The sequence below is a fragment of the Paenibacillus sp. GL_099_B genome, assembly GCF_057835695.1.
In genome coordinates, this window is record NZ_CM174430.1 from 3646922 (window position 1) to 3670223 (window position 23302).

At 43.1% G+C, this 23302-nt stretch carries 20 protein-coding genes; 1 reads left to right on the forward strand and 19 read right to left on the reverse strand.

The genetic code is table 11. From position 1 onward, the window contains the following. Positions 1-7: 7 nt before the first annotated feature. The 10 genes from AC3ITG_RS16610 to AC3ITG_RS16655 form a co-directional block, all read right to left on the reverse strand. Positions 8-859, reverse strand: a complete 852-nt coding sequence (locus tag AC3ITG_RS16610; RefSeq protein WP_489250685.1) for a hypothetical protein — start codon at positions 857-859, stop codon at positions 8-10. Positions 860-861: 2 nt separating this feature from the next. Then, positions 862-1482: a hypothetical protein gene (locus AC3ITG_RS16615; RefSeq protein ID WP_413379141.1), complete on the reverse strand. Its 621-nt coding sequence runs from the start codon at positions 1480-1482 to the stop codon at positions 862-864. Between the two features lie 257 nt (positions 1483-1739). Then, positions 1740-1871: a hypothetical protein gene (locus tag AC3ITG_RS16620; protein WP_413379143.1), complete on the reverse strand. Its 132-nt coding sequence runs from the start codon at positions 1869-1871 to the stop codon at positions 1740-1742. A gap of 457 nt (positions 1872-2328) precedes the next feature. Next, a complete protein-coding gene (locus AC3ITG_RS16625; protein WP_413379145.1) occupies positions 2329-2682 on the reverse strand; it encodes a hypothetical protein in 354 nt (117 codons plus the stop codon). A gap of 837 nt (positions 2683-3519) precedes the next feature. Then, positions 3520-3879 (reverse strand): replication termination protein, encoded by a 360-nt coding sequence (locus tag AC3ITG_RS16630; protein ID WP_489250686.1) that lies wholly within the window; start codon positions 3877-3879, stop codon positions 3520-3522. A 240-nt stretch (positions 3880-4119) separates the two neighbouring features. Beyond that, the gene (locus AC3ITG_RS16635; protein WP_489250687.1) at positions 4120-4317 is read right to left on the reverse strand and encodes a hypothetical protein; all 198 of its coding nucleotides are present in this window, start codon (positions 4315-4317) and stop codon (positions 4120-4122) included. Positions 4318-4696: 379 nt separating this feature from the next. Then, positions 4697-4849, reverse strand: a complete 153-nt coding sequence (locus AC3ITG_RS16640) for a hypothetical protein (RefSeq protein WP_177185745.1) — start codon at positions 4847-4849, stop codon at positions 4697-4699. Positions 4850-5066: 217 nt separating this feature from the next. Next, positions 5067-6986: a family 43 glycosylhydrolase gene (locus tag AC3ITG_RS16645; protein WP_489250688.1), complete on the reverse strand. Its 1920-nt coding sequence runs from the start codon at positions 6984-6986 to the stop codon at positions 5067-5069. 609 nt (positions 6987-7595) lie between these two features. Further along, positions 7596-7781: an AbrB/MazE/SpoVT family DNA-binding domain-containing protein gene (locus AC3ITG_RS16650; protein WP_489254476.1), complete on the reverse strand. Its 186-nt coding sequence runs from the start codon at positions 7779-7781 to the stop codon at positions 7596-7598. 115 nt (positions 7782-7896) lie between these two features. Next, the gene (locus AC3ITG_RS16655; protein ID WP_090900056.1) at positions 7897-8829 is read right to left on the reverse strand and encodes a helix-turn-helix domain-containing protein; all 933 of its coding nucleotides are present in this window, start codon (positions 8827-8829) and stop codon (positions 7897-7899) included. A 146-nt stretch (positions 8830-8975) separates the two neighbouring features. Here AC3ITG_RS16655 and AC3ITG_RS16660 point away from each other — a divergent pair, with 146 nt between their 5' ends. Continuing rightward, on the forward strand, positions 8976-11681 hold the full coding sequence (locus AC3ITG_RS16660; RefSeq protein ID WP_489250689.1) for an MGH1-like glycoside hydrolase domain-containing protein: 2706 nt from the start codon (positions 8976-8978) through the stop codon (positions 11679-11681). 45 nt (positions 11682-11726) lie between these two features. On the opposite strand, the gene AC3ITG_RS16665 is transcribed toward AC3ITG_RS16660, so the two are convergent. The 9 genes from AC3ITG_RS16665 to AC3ITG_RS16705 all read right to left on the reverse strand — a co-directional run bounded on the left by AC3ITG_RS16665 (position 11727) and on the right by AC3ITG_RS16705 (position 23241). Further along, on the reverse strand, positions 11727-13532 hold the full coding sequence (locus AC3ITG_RS16665) for a cache domain-containing sensor histidine kinase (protein ID WP_489250690.1): 1806 nt from the start codon (positions 13530-13532) through the stop codon (positions 11727-11729). A 21-nt stretch (positions 13533-13553) separates the two neighbouring features. Beyond that, on the reverse strand, positions 13554-14999 hold the full coding sequence (locus AC3ITG_RS16670; RefSeq protein WP_489250691.1) for a helix-turn-helix domain-containing protein: 1446 nt from the start codon (positions 14997-14999) through the stop codon (positions 13554-13556). Positions 15000-15121: 122 nt separating this feature from the next. Next, positions 15122-16726, reverse strand: a complete 1605-nt coding sequence (locus AC3ITG_RS16675) for an extracellular solute-binding protein (protein WP_489250692.1) — start codon at positions 16724-16726, stop codon at positions 15122-15124. A 111-nt stretch (positions 16727-16837) separates the two neighbouring features. Then, positions 16838-17734 carry a carbohydrate ABC transporter permease gene (locus tag AC3ITG_RS16680; protein WP_489250693.1) on the reverse strand — a complete coding sequence of 299 codons (897 nt, stop codon included), beginning with the start codon at positions 17732-17734 and terminating at the stop codon, positions 16838-16840. Then, positions 17728-18672 carry an ABC transporter permease gene (locus AC3ITG_RS16685; RefSeq protein WP_489250694.1) on the reverse strand — a complete coding sequence of 315 codons (945 nt, stop codon included), beginning with the start codon at positions 18670-18672 and terminating at the stop codon, positions 17728-17730. Before AC3ITG_RS16685 ends, AC3ITG_RS16680 begins: the two co-directional genes overlap by 7 nt. Positions 18673-19191: 519 nt before the next feature. Beyond that, on the reverse strand, positions 19192-19623 hold the full coding sequence (locus AC3ITG_RS16690; RefSeq protein ID WP_489250695.1) for a hypothetical protein: 432 nt from the start codon (positions 19621-19623) through the stop codon (positions 19192-19194). A gap of 1019 nt (positions 19624-20642) precedes the next feature. Then, complete coding sequence (locus tag AC3ITG_RS16695) at positions 20643-21299, reverse strand: DsbA family oxidoreductase (RefSeq protein ID WP_489254477.1); 657 nt, start codon at positions 21297-21299, stop codon at positions 20643-20645. Positions 21300-22023: 724 nt separating this feature from the next. Further along, positions 22024-22464: a nuclear transport factor 2 family protein gene (locus AC3ITG_RS16700; RefSeq protein ID WP_489254478.1), complete on the reverse strand. Its 441-nt coding sequence runs from the start codon at positions 22462-22464 to the stop codon at positions 22024-22026. A gap of 234 nt (positions 22465-22698) precedes the next feature. Beyond that, positions 22699-23241: an NADPH-dependent FMN reductase gene (locus AC3ITG_RS16705; RefSeq protein WP_489250696.1), complete on the reverse strand. Its 543-nt coding sequence runs from the start codon at positions 23239-23241 to the stop codon at positions 22699-22701. Positions 23242-23302: the final 61 nt, after the last annotated feature.

The following is a 23302-nucleotide window of genomic DNA, read 5'->3' on the forward strand; positions in this document are numbered from 1 at the left end:
AATAAATTTAATTTATAGTGTGATTAAAGTAAGCTGTATTACTTGAAGCATAAATTGTTGGAAAATATGAACCTCCAAAAGGAACAGGATGTATGGAGTATTTTATTTTTGTTTGGGGGGTCACAATAACTCTCTTACTGCTGCTAAACATATCATATGAGAAAGAAGCAGTCACACCCTTTTCTTTCCCAACTCCCTTAGTTTTATAGTCTGCTTCTTTATAGCTAATGCTATTTGGTAGTGAAGACTTGTCCGAATCAGGCAACTTAAACTTAACAGATTGTATAGTCCCTGTTCCTCCAGAAGTGTCTGTACCTTTTTGAACTTTAATATTATTCATAACCATATCAAATGGAGCTGCAATGATGTCAGATCCAGGGATAGCATAATTCAAAATAGTAAACATCATACCCACGCCTCCAGTGAGATAAGGGTTTACTGTGTATTCTGTTATGTTATGCTTTGGTACTGTACTGTAGATATCAAAATCGGTTGATAAATCCATAACCCGAAATTTCACTTCAATTTCATTTACTTGTGCCGGATAGTATAATGGACTTGGATAAAGTCTATTTATTGTATCTAGACGTGACCAGGCTGTTATACTTTCCTTGCCACGATCGATTTTAGGATTGTAATTAGCCTTCGCAGTAACTACTGCTGTGCTCAATGAAGTATCGTTAGAATTCACATTGCTATTATCCCAGTGGAGTAAATTTGCATATGATTCACCCTTATACCAATATTCTCCGTCTGAACCTGAAGAAGCAGCATGAGAGATATTACTAAAAGGAAGAAATAAAGCACTGACAAGAGCTACACTGAGTCCCAAAAAACTCAACTTTCTAAAATCATTCATACTTAACCACCTGCGTTCTCAAGTTGTATTTTTTGTATCTCTTCATTTAGGAAGCTCGTATCTCCAAATGTTAGATAAGTTAGTTCTTTGTCTCCCAGATTGCCCATTGTCAAACTAAAGTACCTCTGACCAGTTTCAACAATAGCTCCTATCCCTATAATAATATCTTTTGTTTCCCCAGTTCCAAGTGTCATCTTAGCATCTAAAGGTCCATATACAAAAGTTTCTCCTGATTCCAGTTTAGCCTTAGAAATTATAGACTCATTTAAAGTTAACTTACTTGTTTCTCCTAATAAAGTGATACTGCCAGATCCTTTGACAGAGAAGAATTCGCCTTCTGGTGTCATTGTGAGCTGAAGGTTAATATCATTATTATTAGTGACCATTGTTCTCAGAAATGTTCTCTGATTATCAATTGTCTCTCTATTCAATTGTTGGTTTAGATCGTTTTTGAGATCATCAGGGAGAGCATCTACGTACTCCTCAGTTGCATTCATGGTAATTTCGCCATTACTTTGAACTTTCGTTCCAGTTTCATCACTGAATCCCGTCCCTATTATCACCGCAAAACTAATCATAAAAGATAAAAATATTAAAGCGCCAAGAAACTCCTTCTTCTTCAACAAAAATCCTCCTAGAAAAAAATTAACGCCATTTAAAGTGTTGAGATAGAATATGTATTCACTCCTTTTTATCCAGAATCTTTTAAAAAGACGTGAATAAGAATTTAACATATCAACTAATTACAAGTAAAACGTAATTAATACCAAAACAGATGATTTACCCCATTTTATTCATTGTAAATCCGTTCCCGCTAACTCCTGCGCTGCAAGCGTAAGACGCCGATTCCTCACGTACTGAGTTACGGTCACACCAGTTACTACATGAAACATGCGCTGAAAATGATATTTGAACTCATTACTAACCTAGCACTGTCCTCAATCTCAATCGGTAAGTGCGGATGTTGTTCCACATAATCAATGGATTGACGAAGCAACTTAAGCATCTCCAAGATCTCGCATCTCCTTTCTTGTTGTTCCATAACATGGGGATATTTTCATGTATTATGGTACTTAATGAGGTTTTAAGTGTACCTGCTGAATATTTAGATATACATCTAATCGGTAATCGGACTATGTTCTTGTCCATTCTGGCAATCGGTACAAGTTCTTGTCCCAATAAACTCTTCATAACTGTACATTCACTCACTGTCTCCCCTTTCATAATCTCCAAGGACTTCTAGGTTTCTGTTTATTCCAATCGCAATTCTTGAAATTAAGTACTTTATCTCTAGCGTGACATTTTTATTATGTATTTTGAACTTAGATATGCATCTAATCGGTTATCGGAATATGTTCTTGTCCATTCCGGTAATCGGTACAAGTTCTTGTCCTTCGACAAATTTGCATTTGAATTGTTCCATCTTTTTTAATAAAAAAACGCTGGGTATGACCAGCGTCAACAAATTATCACTTCACTCTTTCGGAAATATTTTCACTTATTTCTTCAGGATTATCAACACCAATGATCAACTTTGATATTTCGAACTTACCAACTTTAAAGTTATTCAAATCTAAATGAAGAGTTTTAAGCTCATTTTCAAAAAAGTGTAGTTGATAACCACTATTTGATCTAAATAACCCATTTCTCATTTCTCCTAATAAAGCACCATATAGTTTAAAAGCATTTGGTATCGGTCTACCTGTTGTTATTCCTTTGATTGAAGAGTATGGAATTTGCAACCCTTTATCTAATTTTAAAAAGGGTGAGTTTCCAAAGTCGATATTTACGTAGGTTTCCATTAGTTGAATTTTACGTTCCATATTTTGATTCCCCCATTTTCTTTTCAAATAATCCATTTATTTCACAACCCATAATTACATATAATACCACAAAAACCTCTTTTGTTCATGAAAGTCTAAGCACTGCCATCCGCGCCTTCGCGGGTTACGTCCTCCTTTTTATATTTCATTTCCAATCACCTAATAAAGAACCTACGCGTGTAGCATGTAGTGCTTAAACAGGGACTTATCTTTAACCTAAACACTAAGAAAATACTATATTTTCACTGGACAATTAGTTTATTTTTCCTACACATTTGTTAAATGAAATTGCATGAAACTTAGTTGGATGTTTATCTAATCGGTAATCGGCTCATGTTCTTGTCCTTTTCGGCAATCGGTACAAGTTCTTGTCCTTGGCTTGGGACAAGAACTTGTACCGATAAAATAAAAAAGCCGCTAAATTAGCGACTTCAATAGGAATATGTTCTTGTCCCTCGACAACAAAGTTCCCTACTTTCATGCAATTAAGCCCTTTTGTCTTTAATTAACGGAGCAAATTTGGAACTTGGTAGGCAACATTATGATGTCATTCTCCAGCCTAGTAGGCAACTTTATGTGTCATCCTCCAGTCTGGTGGGTAACTTTGTGTCAATTTAAAGATTCAGTGGCCTATAATCTTTTGAATTAACAGTGTTTAAGGAAATAAAACAACCAACCTCCGTTAGCCTAATCAAGGACTAAATTAGTTTCCGAACCCATGTCTATTCATCTCTAAAGGCCTCCTTACTTCTTAAATAGAAAAATCTGTATTTACATTAACATAAAGATACTATTTTTATACTGGTACAGATCCCAGTCACATATAATGAACGTTTATCAATAATTGTCGTTCACTGCTTTGTGGAGCATATTCAGACACCGATCAAGATTCGTTTTTACCTGTTTCTTATATAACTCAGCTTTCTCCGCACCATCATCTGTGAAATGATAAAGAACGATTTCTTGAAAATCGACCTTCGGATCATTGCCCTTCAGTTTTTTCGTCCGATACAATACACCCTGCTGTACCAATTCATGTAATGCCCGATAAATTTCACTCTGGGGTGGAACGTAACCGTAAGGTTTGAATTCCTGCTTCATTGCCTCCAGCATCTCGTAACCATACCCCCTGTGCTGTTCAACCATCGTAATCAGATATAGCTTGATATACGCGCGTTGAGCAATCATAAAACCCATGTTCATCTCCTCCGAATCTTCTTGTACATCGTTCTATCTTAATCTATAACATCACTCTTATCTGCCCCATACTCCTGCATATGCACCGATAATTACTTATCTTATTTGATTCTTTCAATATTTCCAACAAGCATCCGGACCGAGCTTAAAACGTATCTGTTTTTTCTAAACAGAAAAGAAACCAGTGCGAAGATGGAGCACTCTGGTTTCTTTTCAACATGACTATATGAAGTGTTTTACTTACTCAATAAGGGTCATAATAACTCCACTTTTCTCATCCGCCAGCTTGTTAAAGACGAGATATTGATCCGAAGTTAGCACATCGCCCGGAATGCGGGCGCGGATCATCATGCTGTAATGCCGCTCCTTCCCCTCTACCTTAAGCTGTGCCCGTAAATCCCGATCATCCTGCTGATAGACGCCATGAAACTTGAGCACTTGAATATTATCCTCGGAAAAATACGGTTCTTCGTCCTGCAACGCTTCCTTTATTGTGCCCCTAGATGACGGCCCTACCGCTTGATGATCTCGACCTTGGATATCTTTTCGTCATTTGATGTTTTCATAAACCGAACTCACTCCCTTATTTAATTCTGATTTGATCAAAATGATAAACGAAAAAACGCTAAAAATAACCATCCAATATCGGTATATTTGTACCCACCCATTCTGGTTGGAGTTACCCTTTACCCGTTATACAACAAATAGCCTCCGTTTGTGTGTGTAGTTCTAGTCTGACACTTCAATTCTAGCTCAATGCATTAAAAAGACAAAATATTTCATCGTAATTGCAACAACCGCTTTAAGATCTTTACGGTCAGCTCCATTGATTGCTTGATTTTTCGCAGACATTTTCACATATTCCGTATTTAACCTCAGGTACACCAGCAATCAGGATAAACTCCTTCTTCTTGTTAATGCTGCTACCAACATTAATTACACCATCTCGGTAAAGAATAAATGCTTTCATCGTCAGTATGCCTCCTCTGCCGGCCGAGACTCCCTGCAACTGGCTCACGGCTACGCGCTGCCAGCTTTTGGCCGGCAGCTGCCTCACGTAATTGTTGATCTGCTATCGGTATGCGTCCTGGTGCAGATCGATTTGATTAGTTTACTTTTCAGTGGCCTCGCTATAGGCATAGGTGTTTTGCTTAACTTCTAATTACATATACCTTTGCATTTTTGCTTCAGTTTGGTATTAGTTTAATGTAATCAATTGACAGATCGTAGTCTGAACTTGAGCCATTTTTACCTGCAACGTTAAACTTAAAAGATTTATCGCCTGCCGAGTTGAAGGTGATAGTAGCAACATTCAGTTCTACATAGTTAAATGCAGAGGAATATAAATCCTGAATCAGACCATGATTGACACCGTTTACAGACAATTGAAACTGCCCTCTGTTCGCTCCCTTTTTCACGCCGACCCTTACACTATAGCTTCGCACTTCGGGCACATTCACCGTGTATGTCACAAAGTCGTTGACTGCATTGGCTTCCAGTGCAGTTCCAAATCCACCGCTCAAATTTAGGTCTCGACCGGTTCCATTCCCAAACATGGTGTGTTTGTCGCCTGAGGTTGCGCTTACAAATAAATTTTCTGTTTCATATCGGCTGCTTTGAACTGAAATATTATCAAATTTGGCAGCTGAATCATGCGTTCTAAGACCAACACTGCCCCCAATATAGGTTGAATCCGTTACATTAATCTTAGGTATCGTCATATCATCAACATAGACCTTAATGGAAGCATCTTGTGCGACGATTTTAACATGATACTTTGTATTAGCCGTTAAGCTCATAGAAGCAGTGGAAAGCAATGTCCAATTGTTGTTAGCCTTTCCGATCAAAACCTTCTGTTTGGAAACATCGAGTCCAGCATAGTAGCCTTGGTAAGCATCCGCACCCGTTCCAGGATTGGATACTCTAAATACCAGACCCGCATTGCCGGTTGACCCCGGTGTCACATCAGCTTCATAAATTACATCTGAGAAATTGGTATCCAAAAGTGCCTTGGCACCCGGATTTGATGCTACATTATACTGGCCGCCAGATACGGTCCATGCACCGCCATATTTGGTCCATCCCGTATCAGTACTGTCATCAAAGGTATCTTCTACTGCCATTTCGACTGGTTTTATCGTATTATCAGCATTAAACTCAAATTTATCAAATGCCAGTACGCGTTGTGAACTGCTCAGATAACGCTTATGGTAAAAAATGTACCAATCATTTGTTGTAGGTGATTGAACAATACCGTTATGACCAGGTCCATCTGCTGTTGTCGTATCGGTATGTAACATAATACCTTGCGGTACAAATGGTCCTGTTACAGAGCTGGACGTTGCATACATGACCTTATAAGATGAATCTGCCCAAACGCCTGCAGCATAAGTCAAATAGTATATCCCGTTTCTCTTGAACACTTTAGGCGCCTCAAAATAATCATTATCGCCCGTTTTAGTGGGCGTAACTTTCTTATAGACGGTTCCGTCAGACCATGTTCCCAAAGACTTCATGTCCGCGTTAAGTTTTACAACATTACACTCGCCCCAACTTCCAAAATACATGTACGCTTGACCGTCATCATCTATAAATACATCTTGATCCATTGGGCCTGCACCATTTCGTACAACGTTGATAAGGGGGGCGCCAATCGCATCGGTATATGGACCTTGTGGATTATCAGCGACCGCAACGCCTATTCCGCCTAATTGTCCATCGCCATTGATTGCGTTAGCAGCAAAATAGATGTAGTATTTCCCATCGCGATAAGCCCCGCTCGGCGCCCACAAGGAGTGTTGCAACCATGAAATATTGGCCGAGCTTATGACATTCGAGTATTTTGTCCAATTGACCATGTCTGTTGAAGAGAAGATGTCCACCGATTTTGCGCCAGTGTCGGATTCACCAACTTGAGTCGAACGAGTCGGATACACCCAATATGTGCCATTATATATCTGTACGTCAGGATCTGCATAATAGCCATCCACAAATTGTGGACCAGCGTGAATTGGAGCAGCATTTGCTAGTCCCGGTAAAGATACAATCAAGCAAATTACAATCGAAAAGCAAAACAATACATAATTAGATTTTTTAGTTTTTTTCATAATACAACCTCCTTCTGTAGTTGACAGTTTACTCCCCTCGTTACAAGATGACGCTTACAAATTAATGGAATTTGAATGGTTCATTACTGAATCACCTATTGAATCAATCGTTACATATTGACCTCCTCCTAGAAGCTGTCTTCGCCACTGCTGCCTAGCTGATATGGATGCGTAGTCTTGTCCTGTAATCCCGATTATGAATTGACACGCATTGTTCCTTGAAATCTTTCTCTACGGCCATGTGGTCTCCGCTCAGCACAAATGTGATTCGACAGGAGTCCTCTGTCGGTAATCTTAAACAGAGATCTCATGTAAAGTATTATACGCTCATGAATTTTGATTAAAATGTAATTCTATAAATGATTTTTGCAAAAAAATAAAGATTTGAAGAGATGATAACAATGCACTCCTGCTGTCCAAAAAAAACAGCGTTACCGTTTTAATTTGGTAACGCTGTTTTTTTTATATTTTTAATCGAGCTACAACTGGTCTACATATTTTTTTGAATTGTTTGTTTTGGCCAGTTGGATTTGAATACTTTGGATTCCCCGCCGGTAATGGGTTATTTAACTAAAGTTGCATTAGCTCAACAGCCGCTTCTGATAGGTACTATTTTTCTGCAGATAAACAATTATGGCAAACAATTTTGCATTTGAAATAGGATACGTTTTCTGCATTGCCGCAGAAGATACAAGCAGGCTCGTATTTCTTAAGCATAATACGCTCGCCGTCTACATAGATCTCCAGAGCATCTTTCTCGCCAATACCAAGGGTACGGCGCAATTCGATTGGAATAACTAATGTAGTGTAGTGCTTTGAAAAATGAAAATGAGCCCATCACCGAATTTGGAAGCTTTTAGTTTCCAATTTTACATGGCAATGGGCTATTTATGTTCAATGTAAAGCAGCATCAGTCTCCGCTTTCCCATTGCATGAGCGAATATTCCCCTATCGATCCGTTATCCCGTCCATGACGGCATATAAACTGCTTCGGGGAGCAACCAAAATGTCTTCTAAACAACTGATAAAATTGAGCCGGGCTTGCAAATCCCACTCTGCCGCTGATTTCGGTTACCGACCAAGACTCCGTGAGTAGAAGCTGCGCGGCCCGCTTCATTCTCCGCATTTGCACATAAGACGTAAACGTCATTCCCATTCCTCTCTTAAACAGCTTGGAAAAATAACTGCCGTTGTAATTCAACTCTTTGCCGATATCGGCGATCAGGCAGGATGTCTCGAGCTGCTGCTCAATCAGCGCTAACGCAGGCCGCAGTTTTTCCGCCAGATGCGGGTCCATCGGCGCAATAACCTTCCTGTCATCGATTTGAATCAGCGTATACAAAAGCATTTTGAAGCTGGCATTAACGGCGAGCTCGTATCCTCTTTTCTTGGCCGTAATATCCTGAAGCATTCTATTGAGCAACTCCAAGGCTTGTCCCTTTGAGCCGGACTTGCTTAACGGCTCGTACAGCGTCGTCAGATTGGCGGATTTGCCCGTAAAAGCCGCATAATACGTCAGCAGGGACGGGTCCATAAAAGCGGTCATATCAACGTGGCACACGATGTAAATCAGTTCGGAAGTTCCGTATTTATAGGATCGATGAAGCTCATTTGAGCCTAACAGCATCACGTCGCCGCCTTGCAGCGGATAATGATGATTCGTTGTTTCAATGGCCATCGTGCCCTTCAGAACAGCAATCCACTCCACTTCCTCATGATAGTGCCATGGTCCGTATTCCTCGGAGGTTAAACTTTGGTGGTTAATCTTCCATATTTTCATGCGAAAATATGGATCGGCGTAATCGACCTGTTCCCTGTCATAAGCACTGAAACTCACCGTCATTTTCCTGCCTCCACATTGGCTATAGTGCCTTTATCGTATCATGAATGTCCGTTTTCAAGACAAAGGAATCGGCTATCAAGAGGCTTTTTCGGGCACCTTGCCTTTACAATAAAGAGAAAATGCCATAGCCGAAGGAGCCGTCCGACATGAATGACTATCAGCGCCTTTCCAATAATCATGACTTGAACCTGCCTTCCTGGGGACCTTATGCCAAGCAATATATAGGTATCTCCCACATTAACGATCCGTCGAAAGGAGTTCGATTTGATTTAAGCTTAATGCCCGGATTCTATCGGCGAAAAATAGACATTCCTAATGTCTTATGGGAATCCGGCTATCATCCCTGGGAGGCTTCGCCGGATTTCAGCCATTTCTCCCATCGTCATGAACTCGAATGGAAGGACCGCGTCTACGCGGATATATCGTTCAGCCGGATTGATGAGCAGAGTCGGCTTATCCGCCTTAACTTCGCCAATCAAACGGAGTATCCGCAAAATCTGGTGTTGCACGCGATGGCTTCGCTCCAGCCTCCCCGGCTGCCGGGACACGGCGAAGTCCAAATCCTCGCGGAAGCACGGCTTCCTGATGGAGCAAAATGGGTAAATGCGCTGGATTACAAGGAATTGATCTTTGCCAAGCCACGGCCTGCAAACGGTCTTGTCTACGACGGATTGGCGCGCGGGGAAATTCGCGGACAGCATTTTACGGGCGGGTCGGCTGTTGGCAGTTCATTCGGAACGGATCCCGGAGATCTGCTCCGATATGAGATAAACCTCGAGACCTCCCTGAAGGACGCCGTGTTCCTGCTGCGCTGTCAAGCCATTCGAGGAGCGGAGCTCGAGCTTCGGCTCGGGGAGCAGAAGTACCGGCTTCACCTGGAACCATCCGGCAGCTTAACGTTGTCAGAACTGCATATCGGGAACTTGCCTGCAGGAAAAGTTGCCGTTAGTCTTCGCACGCGGAGTGCTAACCCGCTTGTTCTTGACGGCTTTACGCTTGTCGAGCAGCAGACTTCCGAAGAGGTTGCGTTCGTGGATCTCCCTTGGGGCTTGGAACCGAAACTACTGGAAGGTCCCGTTCCCGGCAGTCTTATTCTTCATTATCCGGATAACCCCTACTATTACGGCTTGTTGTGGAATTATCCCGATGCGGAGATCAGACAGTTCAGAACGGACGAGCTTGATCATTTCGCCCGTCACACGGTGCACAATCATGTGAATGCTATTTTGCAAGGCAACGGAAAAGGAAATTATACGAATGTGTTTATGCGTCCTATTCCCCTAAACCCGGCTTCATCCCTTGTTCTTCACGGATTGGTGTGCGGCGGGACTTTGGAAGAAGTACATGCCCGTCTGGCATGCTTTGCATTGGATGCCAGCAGCTGCGAGTCTATCTATCTAGCGGAACGCAAAAAGCTGGAGTCTCCTCCCGCTTATCCTTCGGGCGACCGATATTCCTTCAGCCAGCAGCTCATGCGGGCGACCTTGCTGACCAATACGGTTTTCCCGGTCTACACCAAGCGACAATTTATTCGTCACAACACGCCGGGGAGATGGTGGGATTCCCTGTATACATGGGATTCCGGGTTTATCGGACTTGGCTTCGCCGATCTCGATGACAGCCGGGCGATTGATTGCTTAAATGCTTATATGACGGAGCCGGGAGATCCTGAAGCAGCCTTTATTCATCACGGCAGCCCGGTTCCCGTGCAGCATTATTTGTTCCACGAGTTATGGAACCGCAAGCAGTCTCCAGAGTTCCTTAACTATTTCTACCCGAGATTACGGCAATACTACTTATTCCTTGCAGGCAAATTGAATGGTTCAACAACGGACGTATTTCAAACCGGTCTGCTTCAAACCTGGGATTATTTCTATAACTCCGGGGGATGGGATGACTACCCTCCTCAGAAATACGTGCATGAGCAAAAATTAGAAAATAAAGCAGCTCCCGTCATTACGACGAGTCAGCTCATACGAATCGCCAAAATCCTTAGGATGGCGGCGGCATCTTCTGATGATTGGGATATAGACATCCAGGAATACGAGAAGGATATCCGTAGATGGAGCAATGCCCTTGACGCTTATGCCTGGGATGAGGAGACCGGCTATTACGGCTATGTGCTGCATAACGAAAAAGGAGAATACGAAGGTCTTCTGCATCACGGCTCCGGAGCGAATTACAATAGGGGGATGGATGGTTTATACCCACTCCTGGCAGGGATCTGCAGCAAAGACCGTGCCCGGCGTCTGATTGAAGCCTTGTTTGACGAACAACGTTTCTGGACGCCAATCGGCTTATCCACCGTTGATCAAAGCGCCCCGTATTATCGGGCAGACGGTTATTGGAACGGTGCGGTCTGGATGCCTCATCAGTGGTTTTTCTGGAAAACGATGTTCGATTACGGTTATCCGGACCTCGCTTACCGTATTGCAAACACGGCGCTGGAATTATGGAAACGCGAGAACGAAGCCACTTACAATTGTTACGAGCATTTTATCGTGCAGTCGGGACGCGGCGCAGGCTGGCATCACTTCGGAGGGTTATCGGCGCCTGTCATCAATTGGTTTGCGTCCTATTATCAGTTGGGAAAGGTTACTACAGGCTTTAACGTCTGGATGCTGCAGCAACGCATTAAGGATGACTTTACGGAATATGAGGCAGAGTTTCATTACGCCGGACAATCCGATCAGCCCTTTCATATACGGGTCAATCTGGCCGAAGGATTCGAATACGAGGCTAACTGCACAGGATGCGAAGTCGTATGCACAAGCCACCCTGACGGAGGAGTGGAGCTCATGATAACCAACTGCCTGTCGCAAGCGTCGATCCGGATTCAGCCCGCTGAATAAAGGTAAAGGCCTGAATACGCCATTCAGGCCTTTACTAGTTGCCTGCTATTCCAATGACGGAATCTTAACGACTACAGTTGTTCCATAGCCAATCCGGCTTTCTATGGTGATCCCATAGCGCTCTCCGAAAAGGAGCCGAAGCCTGTTATGGATATTGGTTAATCCGATGCTTTGCGACGGTTGGCCGTCTTGCGCGCGTTCCGGATAATCCGTGTCCAGCTTAGCCTGGAGAGCGGCCAGTTCCTCCGGTTCCATTCCTTTTCCGGTATCCCTGATACAGAAGCACACATCCCCCTGCTCATCCATGCTCCCGGTAACCTCTAGCCGCCCCCCTTGGTCCATCCGCTCGAGCCCGTGATAGACGGAATTCTCGACAATAGGCTGGAGAATCATCTTGGGAGTTCTCAACTCAAGCAGCCGCTCTTCCACATCCACGTTCATAGAGAATTTATTATCATACCGAATAGAGATAATCTTTATATAGGCCTGAATACAGTCCACTTCTTCCTTGATCTGCACAAGCTCATCTTGCTTGATGCTGTACCGGAAAATTTTGGACATGCTTGACGTCATTTGCGCGATTTCCCTGCTTCCGTATTCCAATCCGATGCTGCTGATGCAATTCAGCGTATTATACAGGAAATGCGGGTTGATCTGGCTCTGCAGGGCAGAAAACTCCGCTTGCTTCTGGCTGAGCTCGGATTTGTACAATCTGGCTTGGGTATTAAACATATCCCTTGTCATTTCCTCCATCTCATCCATCATCCGATTGATATCGCGAGCCAGCGAGCCTACTTCATTGGTAGAGCGGACTTTAATTCGGAAGCCCCTGTCCCTTCTCCCTACCCTCTTCATATCCATAACAAGCCCCATCACCGGATTCATCAGGCTATTCATGAAGAAAATGCCCATCATAATCAGAATGAGAATAATCCCGATCCCCACGATAATGCTGACCTTCCTCATAGGGTTCATGTCCGCAGTTAGTTCATGAACCGGAATCAAACTAACAATTCGCCACCCATCCGCCTGCTCCAAACCTTTGACCTGAACGAGAATACGTTCCCCGTCGATGGTTGTGTTCACGCCGTTAAGCAGGTTGTCCTTATTCAAAGACAGTACATCCTTGAACAACATGCCTCGTGTCTTGGCATTCGTGGACGCAATAACCTCATCCTGGCTGTCCAGAATGTACAAAGTGGAGTGCGGCGTCAATTCCGTATTTTCCACAAGCCCCTGAAGCTTGTCCATATTAACCATTACGGTGAAGTAACCTGTTATTTGCGAGAAATAGATGCCACCAATAGATTCCAAAATCGGCGCGATATAAAAAAACTGTTCCGATCCCGTGCTATCGTCTTTTAAAGTAGTGGTGAACTGCCCCTTTTCCCGAAGCGAAGGGTCCTTCTTATACGTCTGGATAAAGCTTTCGTAACGTTTTAGAAAGAAAATATCGCCGCCCGAGGAATCCAGACTGTAAAGCTGCTTCCCCCGAACGTCATCAATGACAATTCCGCTCACATACGAATTAAAGGATCTCATATAATCCATGAGATCCAGTGCATAATTACCGCTATCAAACGCCCTTTTGTAATCATCATCCACTACGGTATATTCCTGAATCAGTTTGCTGTTGACCGCAATGCCGGTGCTGACCCGGATATCATTAAACACGGTATCAATCTTGCTTCGCGTTTGCTCTATCATTTGGTTTCCAAAATTGGCGGCCCTATTCTGGGTTAGATGAGAGAAGCTATTGAAGAAATACAACACCATGACTGTAAATATAACGATAGCGAAATAAAAGATAAGCCATATTTGATGTTTCAATTTCAGTCTACTGGTCTTCATGGCCTGCCGCTCCGTTCATCGTTAACTGCTTTTTCTGAATTTAGAAGGCGTTATTCCGCAATGTTTCTTGAAAACCTTATTGAAATAGTAGTATTCCACATACCCAGTCTGAATGGCGATCTCCTCGATCGACAGGTCCGTTTTCCTCAACAACTCGCGGGCTTTCTTAATCCTGAGCTCCGACACGTATTCGGAGAAGGTTTTGCCCAGATTTTTCTTGAATAATTGACAGCAATACACCTGATTAATATAGAACTGGGCGGACAAATCTTTCAAATACAATTTCTGTTCATAGTGACCGTCGATATAGGCTACCATTCGGTTAAAGCAAGATACAATGTCCCCTTCCTGCAACGGTCGGTTGTTCCCTTGCGTAATGGAAGCGAGGACGTCATGCAAAAAGCTGCACAAAGATTCGAAGTGTTCGAATCGTTCTTTAATCTCGGAATAATTGAGGAATTCCATTTCCATATCCTTCAATTCTTCGGCGTAGGCGTTTATAAGGATCCCGACTGCCTGGTTCCATAAGTAGACAACCTCGCTCATGCCGAGCTGCTGTTCTTTGAAGTATGCCTGCAGCCCGTTTAAGTACGCATCCATGTCGCCAGGCTGGTCCTCCCGAACGATCCGATTAATCTCTTCGATACATGGTTTCACCAAATGAACCTTCGGTTCGTAATGAACGACCCTTCCAATTTCGTTCAAAAAAACCTGTGAGGCAGACAGATCCGCCTCTTTAATCAGCTTGCTCATATGCGTTAGCTGACTGGAAATGCTGCTGACGCCCACCGTATTCATGCCAGTATTGTTCGCGACTAATTCATCCCAAAGTTCTTCCAAACAAGCTTTATGTTCCGTTATCAGAACAATCAGCCTTTTACTCGTTCCGGATTCAACGACCACAGCCGTAACAGGCTTTTCTTCCAAAGAGAGCAGCTTTCCGAAATCCTTGTTGCCGCCTGCGAAATCGATGGAAAGCACTTGGTAGTAACATACCTCCCCGCTACCCGGAAGAGGCAAATAACGTTTGATCTCCTCCTCATTGGGCGAGGTCAGCGCATCCAGAAGGAGCTGATTGCGTGCCGCGCTTCTTTTGGAGAAATGCATGGCAAGTTCCTCAATAAAAGAATCTGCCATATCTACGTCCAAAGGCTTCAGGAAATAATTAAGCGCGCCGTAGCGCAGCGCTTCCTGGGCATATTTAAATTCCGCGTATCCGCTAACGACGACAAACTCAGTGTCCAGATTATGCGATTTGGCTCTCTTCATGAGATCAAGTCCGGAAAGGTCCGGCATGCGTATATCCGTAAATACCAAGTCAGGTTTCTCTGCTAGAATAGCATCCCACGCTTTGTAAGCGCTTGTAAATTGGCCTATAATTTCAAAACCGTAATTATCCCAGTCAAAGGCGTTGCGAATTCCTTTAATCGCCCACGACTCATCATCAATAATCATGACCTTGTACATGGGTATCCTCCTGAACTTGTGGATTTCTTCGAAATGATAGCAAAGCTTCCCGGTAATAGCAATCTAAAATACGGATAAACCACGGTCATTAGCAAACGATGGGTTTATCCGTATCTTATGAATTACTTGCTGCTCTCTTTAATTTCTCTGTACTGCTTCACGTTCTCTTCTTGAACCGCTTTACCGCCAGCGTCCATATATTCTTTCACCAACTTGTCATACAAGGCGTCGAATTCGGCCGGCTTGACAACAATCAGCCGATCCATCATTTGCTTGTTCATATCACCCAGCGTTTTGCCGTATTTGATGCTGGCTTCGTTCGGGACACCATAGTAAAAGCCGGTATAGCCGTCTGTCGTGTTGATCTTATAGGAATCAACAGCCATTTTCTCATAGTCTTTATCTCCGGTCGCCAAGGCTGCCGCGTACGTTTTGACATTCTTTTCGGTGTCGCCCAGCTCCGCGCCGTTAACAACGAGCGTATAATCCAGATTGAGATTGCTCATCTGCATATTTTCGCCGGTTTGCGCAATCCCTTGCGGGATGCCGTCTACCATCGTGTGGTTGACGCCTTCTTCGCCGAACTGCAGGAAGAACAACACTTCCGGATCGGCCATCCAGTTCAGATACTTCATAGCCAGTTCCGCATGTTTGCTGCTTTTCGGAATAAAAGAGAAAAGTCCGTTTTCATTATACGTCTCTTTGATATATTTTCCTTCCGCGTTCTTGAAGGCATCGATCGGAACATAGTTCGCGTCCGGCGCATTTTGTTTCAGCGGCTCGCGAATTTTTTGCACCATCGGATAATCCCAGTTGGCCCCATAGAAGCCTACCTTGCCGTTCGTTACGTCGGCATCCGCCTGCTTAGCCGTTTTGTCCAAAGCAAAGTCGGGGCTGATCAGTTTTTCCGCGTACAGCTTATTCAGCCATTTATACGCATCCTTGTTGCCGGGCTTCAGCCAGTTGGTGGTGGTAACGAATTCTTCCTCTGACATAGGACTCCAGAAGGATGGAACCAGATTGCCAAAGGTGTAGTTCATGCCGGCAGCCGCAGTCGCCCACGGAATGACGCCATTTACATTGTCGGGGTTCTTGTCACGGAAGGCAACGAGCGTATCGTACAATTCGTCCTTGTTCGTCGGAACGGGCAGTCCAAGCTTATCGAGCCAATCTTTGCGGATAAACAATCCGTTCCAGGCAAGCAAAGTCCGCTTCGCCGGGATGGAGACCTGTTTGCTATCGTATTTCCCGTAGTCAAGAACGGTATCGCCGAGATAAGCTTTCAATTGCTGGCCATCCTTCTCGAGCAATTCGTCCAGCGTATAAAGGCCATTGTTTTTGGCAAAACGGGTTACGGTCGTACCGTCGTAGGTGAAGGAAATATCTGGCGCTTCGTTGGCAGCCATGAGTACGTTCAGCTTGTCGACTTCCTGGGAACGAGGCACGGAAACAAATTTTACGACGGCGTTATTAGGCTTACCGAATTTTTCGTTGACGTATTTGGTCCACGTGTTGTTATTCAAGTCCGGCTGTCCTTGAATCCCTCTATCGAACACTTCTACAGTCAAGGTTTCAACGGGACCAGAAGATGATTCTGCTGCCGGGGATCCACCGTTTGATGCCGCCGGTTCATTATTGCCGTTATTCCCACCGCAGCCTGCCATAACACCGGCAAGCAGCGCTGTACTAAACAGAATGGCTGCTTTTTTCTTTATACCAGTATTCACTCAAAACCACCCTTTCAAATGATAGATATGAACTGATTCTTATCGCAAAGCCTCTTTACATCCACCAGCCCAGCCCGGCAATCACCCCTTTCCATCCGAATTTTATCCTTATCAGCCCTTAATGGCTCCCGTCATTACGCCGTCTACGAAATACTTCTGCAGCTTGGGATAGATGAGCAGGATCGGTATGGTCGTAAACATAACGCTGGCCGCTTTCAATGACTCGGGCACAATGAAGGAGCCGGCGCTTCCTTCTCCGCCTTGCTGGCTGTCCAGCTGCTGATTGGCCGAAATGATCTGGTACAGCTTCATCTGCATCGGATACAGATTTTTATCCGTAATGTAGAACAGGGCATCCTGGAAACCGTTCCATCTGTCCACCGCATAGAAGAGGCTTAACGTGGCGATCGAGGGCAGCGACAGAGGAAGCACGATTTTCATGAGAATGCCCAGATCCGAACAGCCATCAATCGCAGCCGATTCTTCCAGACTTTCTGGAAGATTGGTGAAGAACGTCTTCAGGATAATTAGGTTAAACACGCTCATGGCGCCCGGCAACACCAAGCTCCACACCGTGTTCATCATCCCCAGGTTTTTAACCAGTATATAAGAAGGAATCAAACCACCGCTGAAATACATGGTGAAGACCAATGCCGACAGGATAAAGTTTCTTCCCATCAGCCGCTTTTTCGTCAGAGGATACGCTCCGCAAATGGTCAGGAGCATACATACCACGGTGTAGAAAACCGTAAGCAGAATACTGTAACCAAGCGTATACAGCATCTCCCCGTCCCTTAAGATGGTTTTGTACGTTTCGAGGGTGAAGCCCACCGGCCACAGCCCTACCTTTTGAGAGATAATCGCTTCGTTGGAGCTTAAAGAAAGCGCAATCATATAGAGGAACGGAACGATACACGTGATGGATAACGTCACGATAAATACGATAATGACGATATCCGCCACGCTCATTTTTTTCTTTTTGCCTAAACTGCTCGCCATGCTCACCATATCCCATCCTCACCCAATTTCTTCGCGATATAGTTAGCACCCATCAGCAGGATTAGGCCAACGACGGATTGGAACAATCCTACCGCAGTCGCTTGGGAGAAATCCCCCGAACTAATACCAACTCTGTATACGAATGTACTGATCACGTCGGAGTAATCGCTGACTAATGAATTGCCCATTACAAACGGTCGATCAAACCCTATGGAAACCATTCTGCCAATCTGGAGTATCAGCAAAATATTGATCGTTGACTTAATGCCGGGCAGCGTAATATGCCATACTTTGCGAAGTCTGCTGCATCCGTCAATATCGGAGGCCTCGTACAATTCCTTGTTGATTCCCGTCATTGCCGCCAGATAGATGATCGTTCCCCAGCCGATATGCTGCCATACGCCAACCGAGATATAAGTCATTAACCAAGGCACCTTCTGCGACAGAAACTCGATCTTCACAAGGCCCAGGTTCGCCAGGAACGTGTTGACCATGCCGCTGTTGGAGAACATCAGATAGACCATGCCGCCAATAATCACCCAGGATAAAAAGTGAGGCAGATATAATACGGTTTGCGTTATTTTCTTAAATTTCGCCATTCTCACTTCATTGAGCAAAATCGCTAGAATAATCGGCGCCGGGAAGCCCGCGATCAAGTCATAAACATTCAGCAGCAGCGTATTCTTGAGCGCACGGTAGAAGCTGTCCTGCTGGAAAATGAACTCAAACACATCCAATCCAACCCACTCACTCCCCTGTATTCCCGCAAAAATATTGTAATCTTGAAAGGCCATAACAACGCCGTAGATCGGGGCATACTTGAAGATCAGGATATAGGCAAAGGGCAGCAGTAAAAGAGCGTATAACCATTTGTCTCTTTTGACGTTGTGAAGAAATTTATTTTTCTTCTTAATTGAATCGTAGTCTTGTTCTAAAACCGCTTTCATTTCTTTCCTCCTTCCGGCTGTATTAAGAGGAGCTCTCATATTTTCATTATAGCTACCGGGGAAATTATAAAAATGTACTCATTTAAATGAATTTTGTAATAACTTAAAATCGTGGTGATATAAGTAATCCGAAAGAAACCCGTAAAGAGCCTTGATTGCTCAAGGCTCTTTACGGGTGATGCCTAGCTAGCGCGAAGTTATAAAGCGGGCAAGTATGGCAGCTACTTCAGCTCGAGACATGATCCCTTGCGCCACAGCCCAGTTATTCGACGACACACTCCCATTAAGCCTGTCCACATATAGTAGACGATAGATTTGAATCTCTCATTGCAACCCCTCCTTCCTTATGCACACAACCAATATAAGTAAATCATCCGTGAATTTATCAGTAGAGCGTAATTCGTAAACAGCTTGTCTATCGATTCAGATAAGATATGATAAGCAATCTAACTCGAATTATTAACAAATCATGTCGGAGCTGCTAAAAGATTTGGCTGGCTGTTTGCTTCCCTACTCCTCTCATTCCGGCTGCTCACTCTTGTATAGAAAGACAGAAGATGATTTCAAGGTTTTCACATGTATACGAGTTGTCGAATATTTACTAAATAAAGCCTGATTACTCAAATCAAGTAAGTAATTTAAGTCTTTTGTATCTTCCCCAGGGGTGCCAGCACCAGTGGCTGGATGAACAATTAAAGCATCGTTTTCAGCATTTACTGTTGGTTCAGATTCCGAATAAAGAAGCGTCTTAGATATTTGTCCCTCTTTTACTATTTCCAACGGGAATGCGTTACCACTTTGTTTATTGATTGTAAATACATACCCTTCCAATCCATGCCCCGTTTTGTATTGTGGGGTAAGGACATTAACTTCCGACTCTTTAAAATCCACCTTTTCAAAAGTTATTTTTTTGTCAGATGGCTGGACGAATAGATACGCCGGCAATTCCAATAAAACTCTATCCTGACCATCGTATCTATAGATGATAGAATATTAGAACCTCGAGATGTTGTTCAACTAACCTGCCCGTTAGTTGAATGGATTAACGGGCAAACAACGATTAGATATACGGCTAATCGGCAATAGGAATATGTTCTTGTCCCTAACATTGACAAATCAGCACTAAGTACGATATCTGCATATGTTTCCCCTCCCTTGATCCAAAATAACATTCTGCTTCCTTCCCTTTTCTTTGCTAAAGTGCTTGTTAACGAAATTGTTTTATCCATTTCAAATGGGAATACAGTTCCAGTGAAAATACCTCCTAGCGTTGAAGCTGGTCTCTTGATTATAATCCATCCTGTAGTCTGTTAATCGCTAAAAGAGACTAACTTCTACACTTAGATATTAATCTAATCGGAAATAGGAACTTGTTCTTGTCTATTTCGGCAATCGGTACAAGTTCTTGTCCTCATCAGTTAGTTTCAGTCCGATATTTCTTCTTTTTAATACCTAGCTGCACGGGTTTAACCTCTCATTGTGTCAGTTGTTCATAACAATGTGAACATTTTCATGTATTATGGTACTTAATGAAGTTTTAAGTGCATGTGGTCGATGTTTAGATATACACCTAATCGGTAATCGGACTATGTTCTTGTCCATTCCGGCTACTGCTCTCATCGTATCATTTGTTATGGGGTACTTAGTGAGTTTTTAAGTGCATGTGCTCAATGTTTAGACATACATAAATCGGCAATCGGAATATGTTCTTGTCTATTCCGGTAATCGGTACAAGTTCTTGTCCGTTGTTTTTTCCTTCCCCTATGAAAGATATGAAAAATCGACAGATTTGCTTTTTTTGATGGGACAATTCTTGCCTGCGCACATATTATTTTTACTTTCATTTTAAAAAAATAAAAAAAGCCGCTGAATAAGCGACTTCAATGGGAAACACGTTCTTGCCCCTGGACATATAAACTTTATGTCTTTCTACACGTAAAAAAGACATTCATCTCTCACGGACTTAGGAATTATTGAATCACCAAGTCATGAAACGTTCCGTGGTTCTTCGATTCCTGAGTTTGAATTTGTTGAAAAGCTTGCAGGAAGCTTTCTGCAGACTGTGGACTCTGGATCGAATACCGACCATTGATTATAAAAAATGGGATCGACCGAATGCCTGCTTTTTGTGCAAAACTTACATCTTCTCTGATTTCCAGAACCCCTTCTTTGTCCAGTAATCTTTTCTTTATATCCGTTTGATCTAATTCGGCATACTTGGCAATTTCCAATAATACATTGATGCTGCCGATATCAAGCCCGTCTTCGAAGTAAGCTTTAGCAATCAAATCTACGATTTTTGACTTTTGATTCTCAGGTGCAAGTTTGATCAACTGATGTGTTAGCATCGTGTTGGGCATATATTCAATCCGATTAAAGTCAAACTCGAGACCACATGACTCACCTATTTTGCATACTTGCCCAAACATTTGGTCAGTTCTTTCCTTACCTCCAAACTGGTCAATTACGATACTATAATCCCGACCTTCCACGGGCACGTCCGGGTCCAATAAAAATGAACGAAAATCAACTTCTATTGGATCTCCTCGCCACTCCTGCAACGCTTGAAATAAAAACTGCTTGCCAACGCGGCACCAAGGACAAATCGTATCAAAAAAAATATCCACTTTCAATTAAGCTTCATTCCTTTCGTGTGCTCAAGGCACAAAAATTAATGAACGTGTTTTCCACACTTTTAGTTGATTAATTCAATGTGTGGAAAAGCAGATCATAGCACTAAATATGAATAATCAGTTCACTACTGCCCCATATTAAGAAGTCCCTTTACTACTTCAAGTACAAACAAGTTTAGCACCTAAACCTTTGCATAAACAATATCCGTTTAAATATAGCAAACAGTCAATGTCTGCCTTATGGTATACCTTCGTCTTTATATCCAATCGTGATTTCTAAGGTCTTTCAAATTTAACAGAGCAAGATGCACAGCAATTTCAACCCTATAATAAGGAATCAGAAGACCCGAGCTTGTTAGTCCATAGGCAAATACCTTGAAAAACTACAGTCGTTGTCTTCTGATTTCCTTCAATATTCACCACTTGTACTGGCGGTGAATTAGGAATAAACAGCAGCACCAGAATTAAATGAATGACTGCATATGAGAATGTGAGAAAAGACCCTCTCCAACTAAATGCCGCGATATATCCACCAAATGAAATGAAGAACGCCCTCGAATGATCCTTACGGCCGACAAGTTCCCAGAAAATTTTGCTGAGTGAACAATCCAGTTACTGCGCCCCAGAGATGCACAAAAGACAAATATCCAAGTCACGGAATTTGATGAATCGCGACCCAACACCGCAAAACGCTAATAGTGAGAACCTGAAGTTTCTTTTAATTTACTTGAAGTGAAGCAATCGCATCCTTCAAGTGGATAGGATTAAAGTACTCGCGCCAGAGGCCAACACGACCGTCTGATACGCGCAACAAACTAATATAGGACTGTTCGTATACATGGCCACTCTGGGCCACAACCCCATTTCCGTCCATTTCAGCAAAATACAAATCCGGTTCGTCAGTAGGATAAACCCTTACATTGAAAATATCCCACGAAGAATACATCCCATTTTCTTTACCGATAAATTGATCCAGCATCTGCACTAACGACTCTTTTCCCTCTACACGATTTGATACTCCCGGCAGGGCAAAAGGCGTTTCATATACGATATCGTCCGCCATAAGTGCTGCCATGGCTTGAACATCCTGTTTGGATTCTGCTTCCATGAATTTTACAACGATCTCTTTTGCATTCATATTGTTTCTCCTCTTTTCAATTTAATGTGGTTTGTATATTTAAGTCCGTTACTTCTTGTGTGCCGAGCGAAATGGCTGAAACTCCAGCCTATGCTTGTTCGAACCATTTACTTTGATAACAAATGCGCTTCATCTCCATCGCGAACTGTTAGATGATTTGGCTGTTTCACCGTAGTTATTCGTCATAAAGTTGCCCAGGATATGGTGTGTCCACCTCATTTCTGACAAACTTACGATTATAGAATCTTTTTTGGATTATCGATTATTACGATTAAACCAAGTCAAGAAGTTATCTACAACGGAATCCAAAAATTGAATTGTCGGTTCGTGAGTTAGATTGCCCTCTTCGTCAAATTTTTCATGAACGGCCCCTACATAGACTTCATTTCCAGGAAGAAGCGGAGATGAAATGCCGAAGGAGAATAAAATTTCTCGTAAATGCAATTGTGCTTTAACTGTACCTAAATTCCCCATAGAGGATCCGACGATCCATGATGGTTTTCCATTCATAACCATGTCCACGCGGGACAACCAATCAATGGCATTCCCTAGCACACCTGGAATCGTACCATTATATTCAGGCGTCACCCATAATACTGCCTCTGCATTGGCCACCTGATCTTTGAATTTTTGGACTTCTTCAGGAGGGTCATTCTCAATATCTTGGTCATAAATCGGCAGTCTAAGGTCTAGGATCTCGAGTTCAAACTTATCGCGGTATCGATTCTTAATAAAATGAGCAAGCTTTTTATTATATGAATCTTTACGAATACTCCCTACAATAGCAACGACTTTCATGTTTAAACCTCCGTTGGTTACGATATGATGAATTGTTGACACAAACGCTTTGTATCCTTTC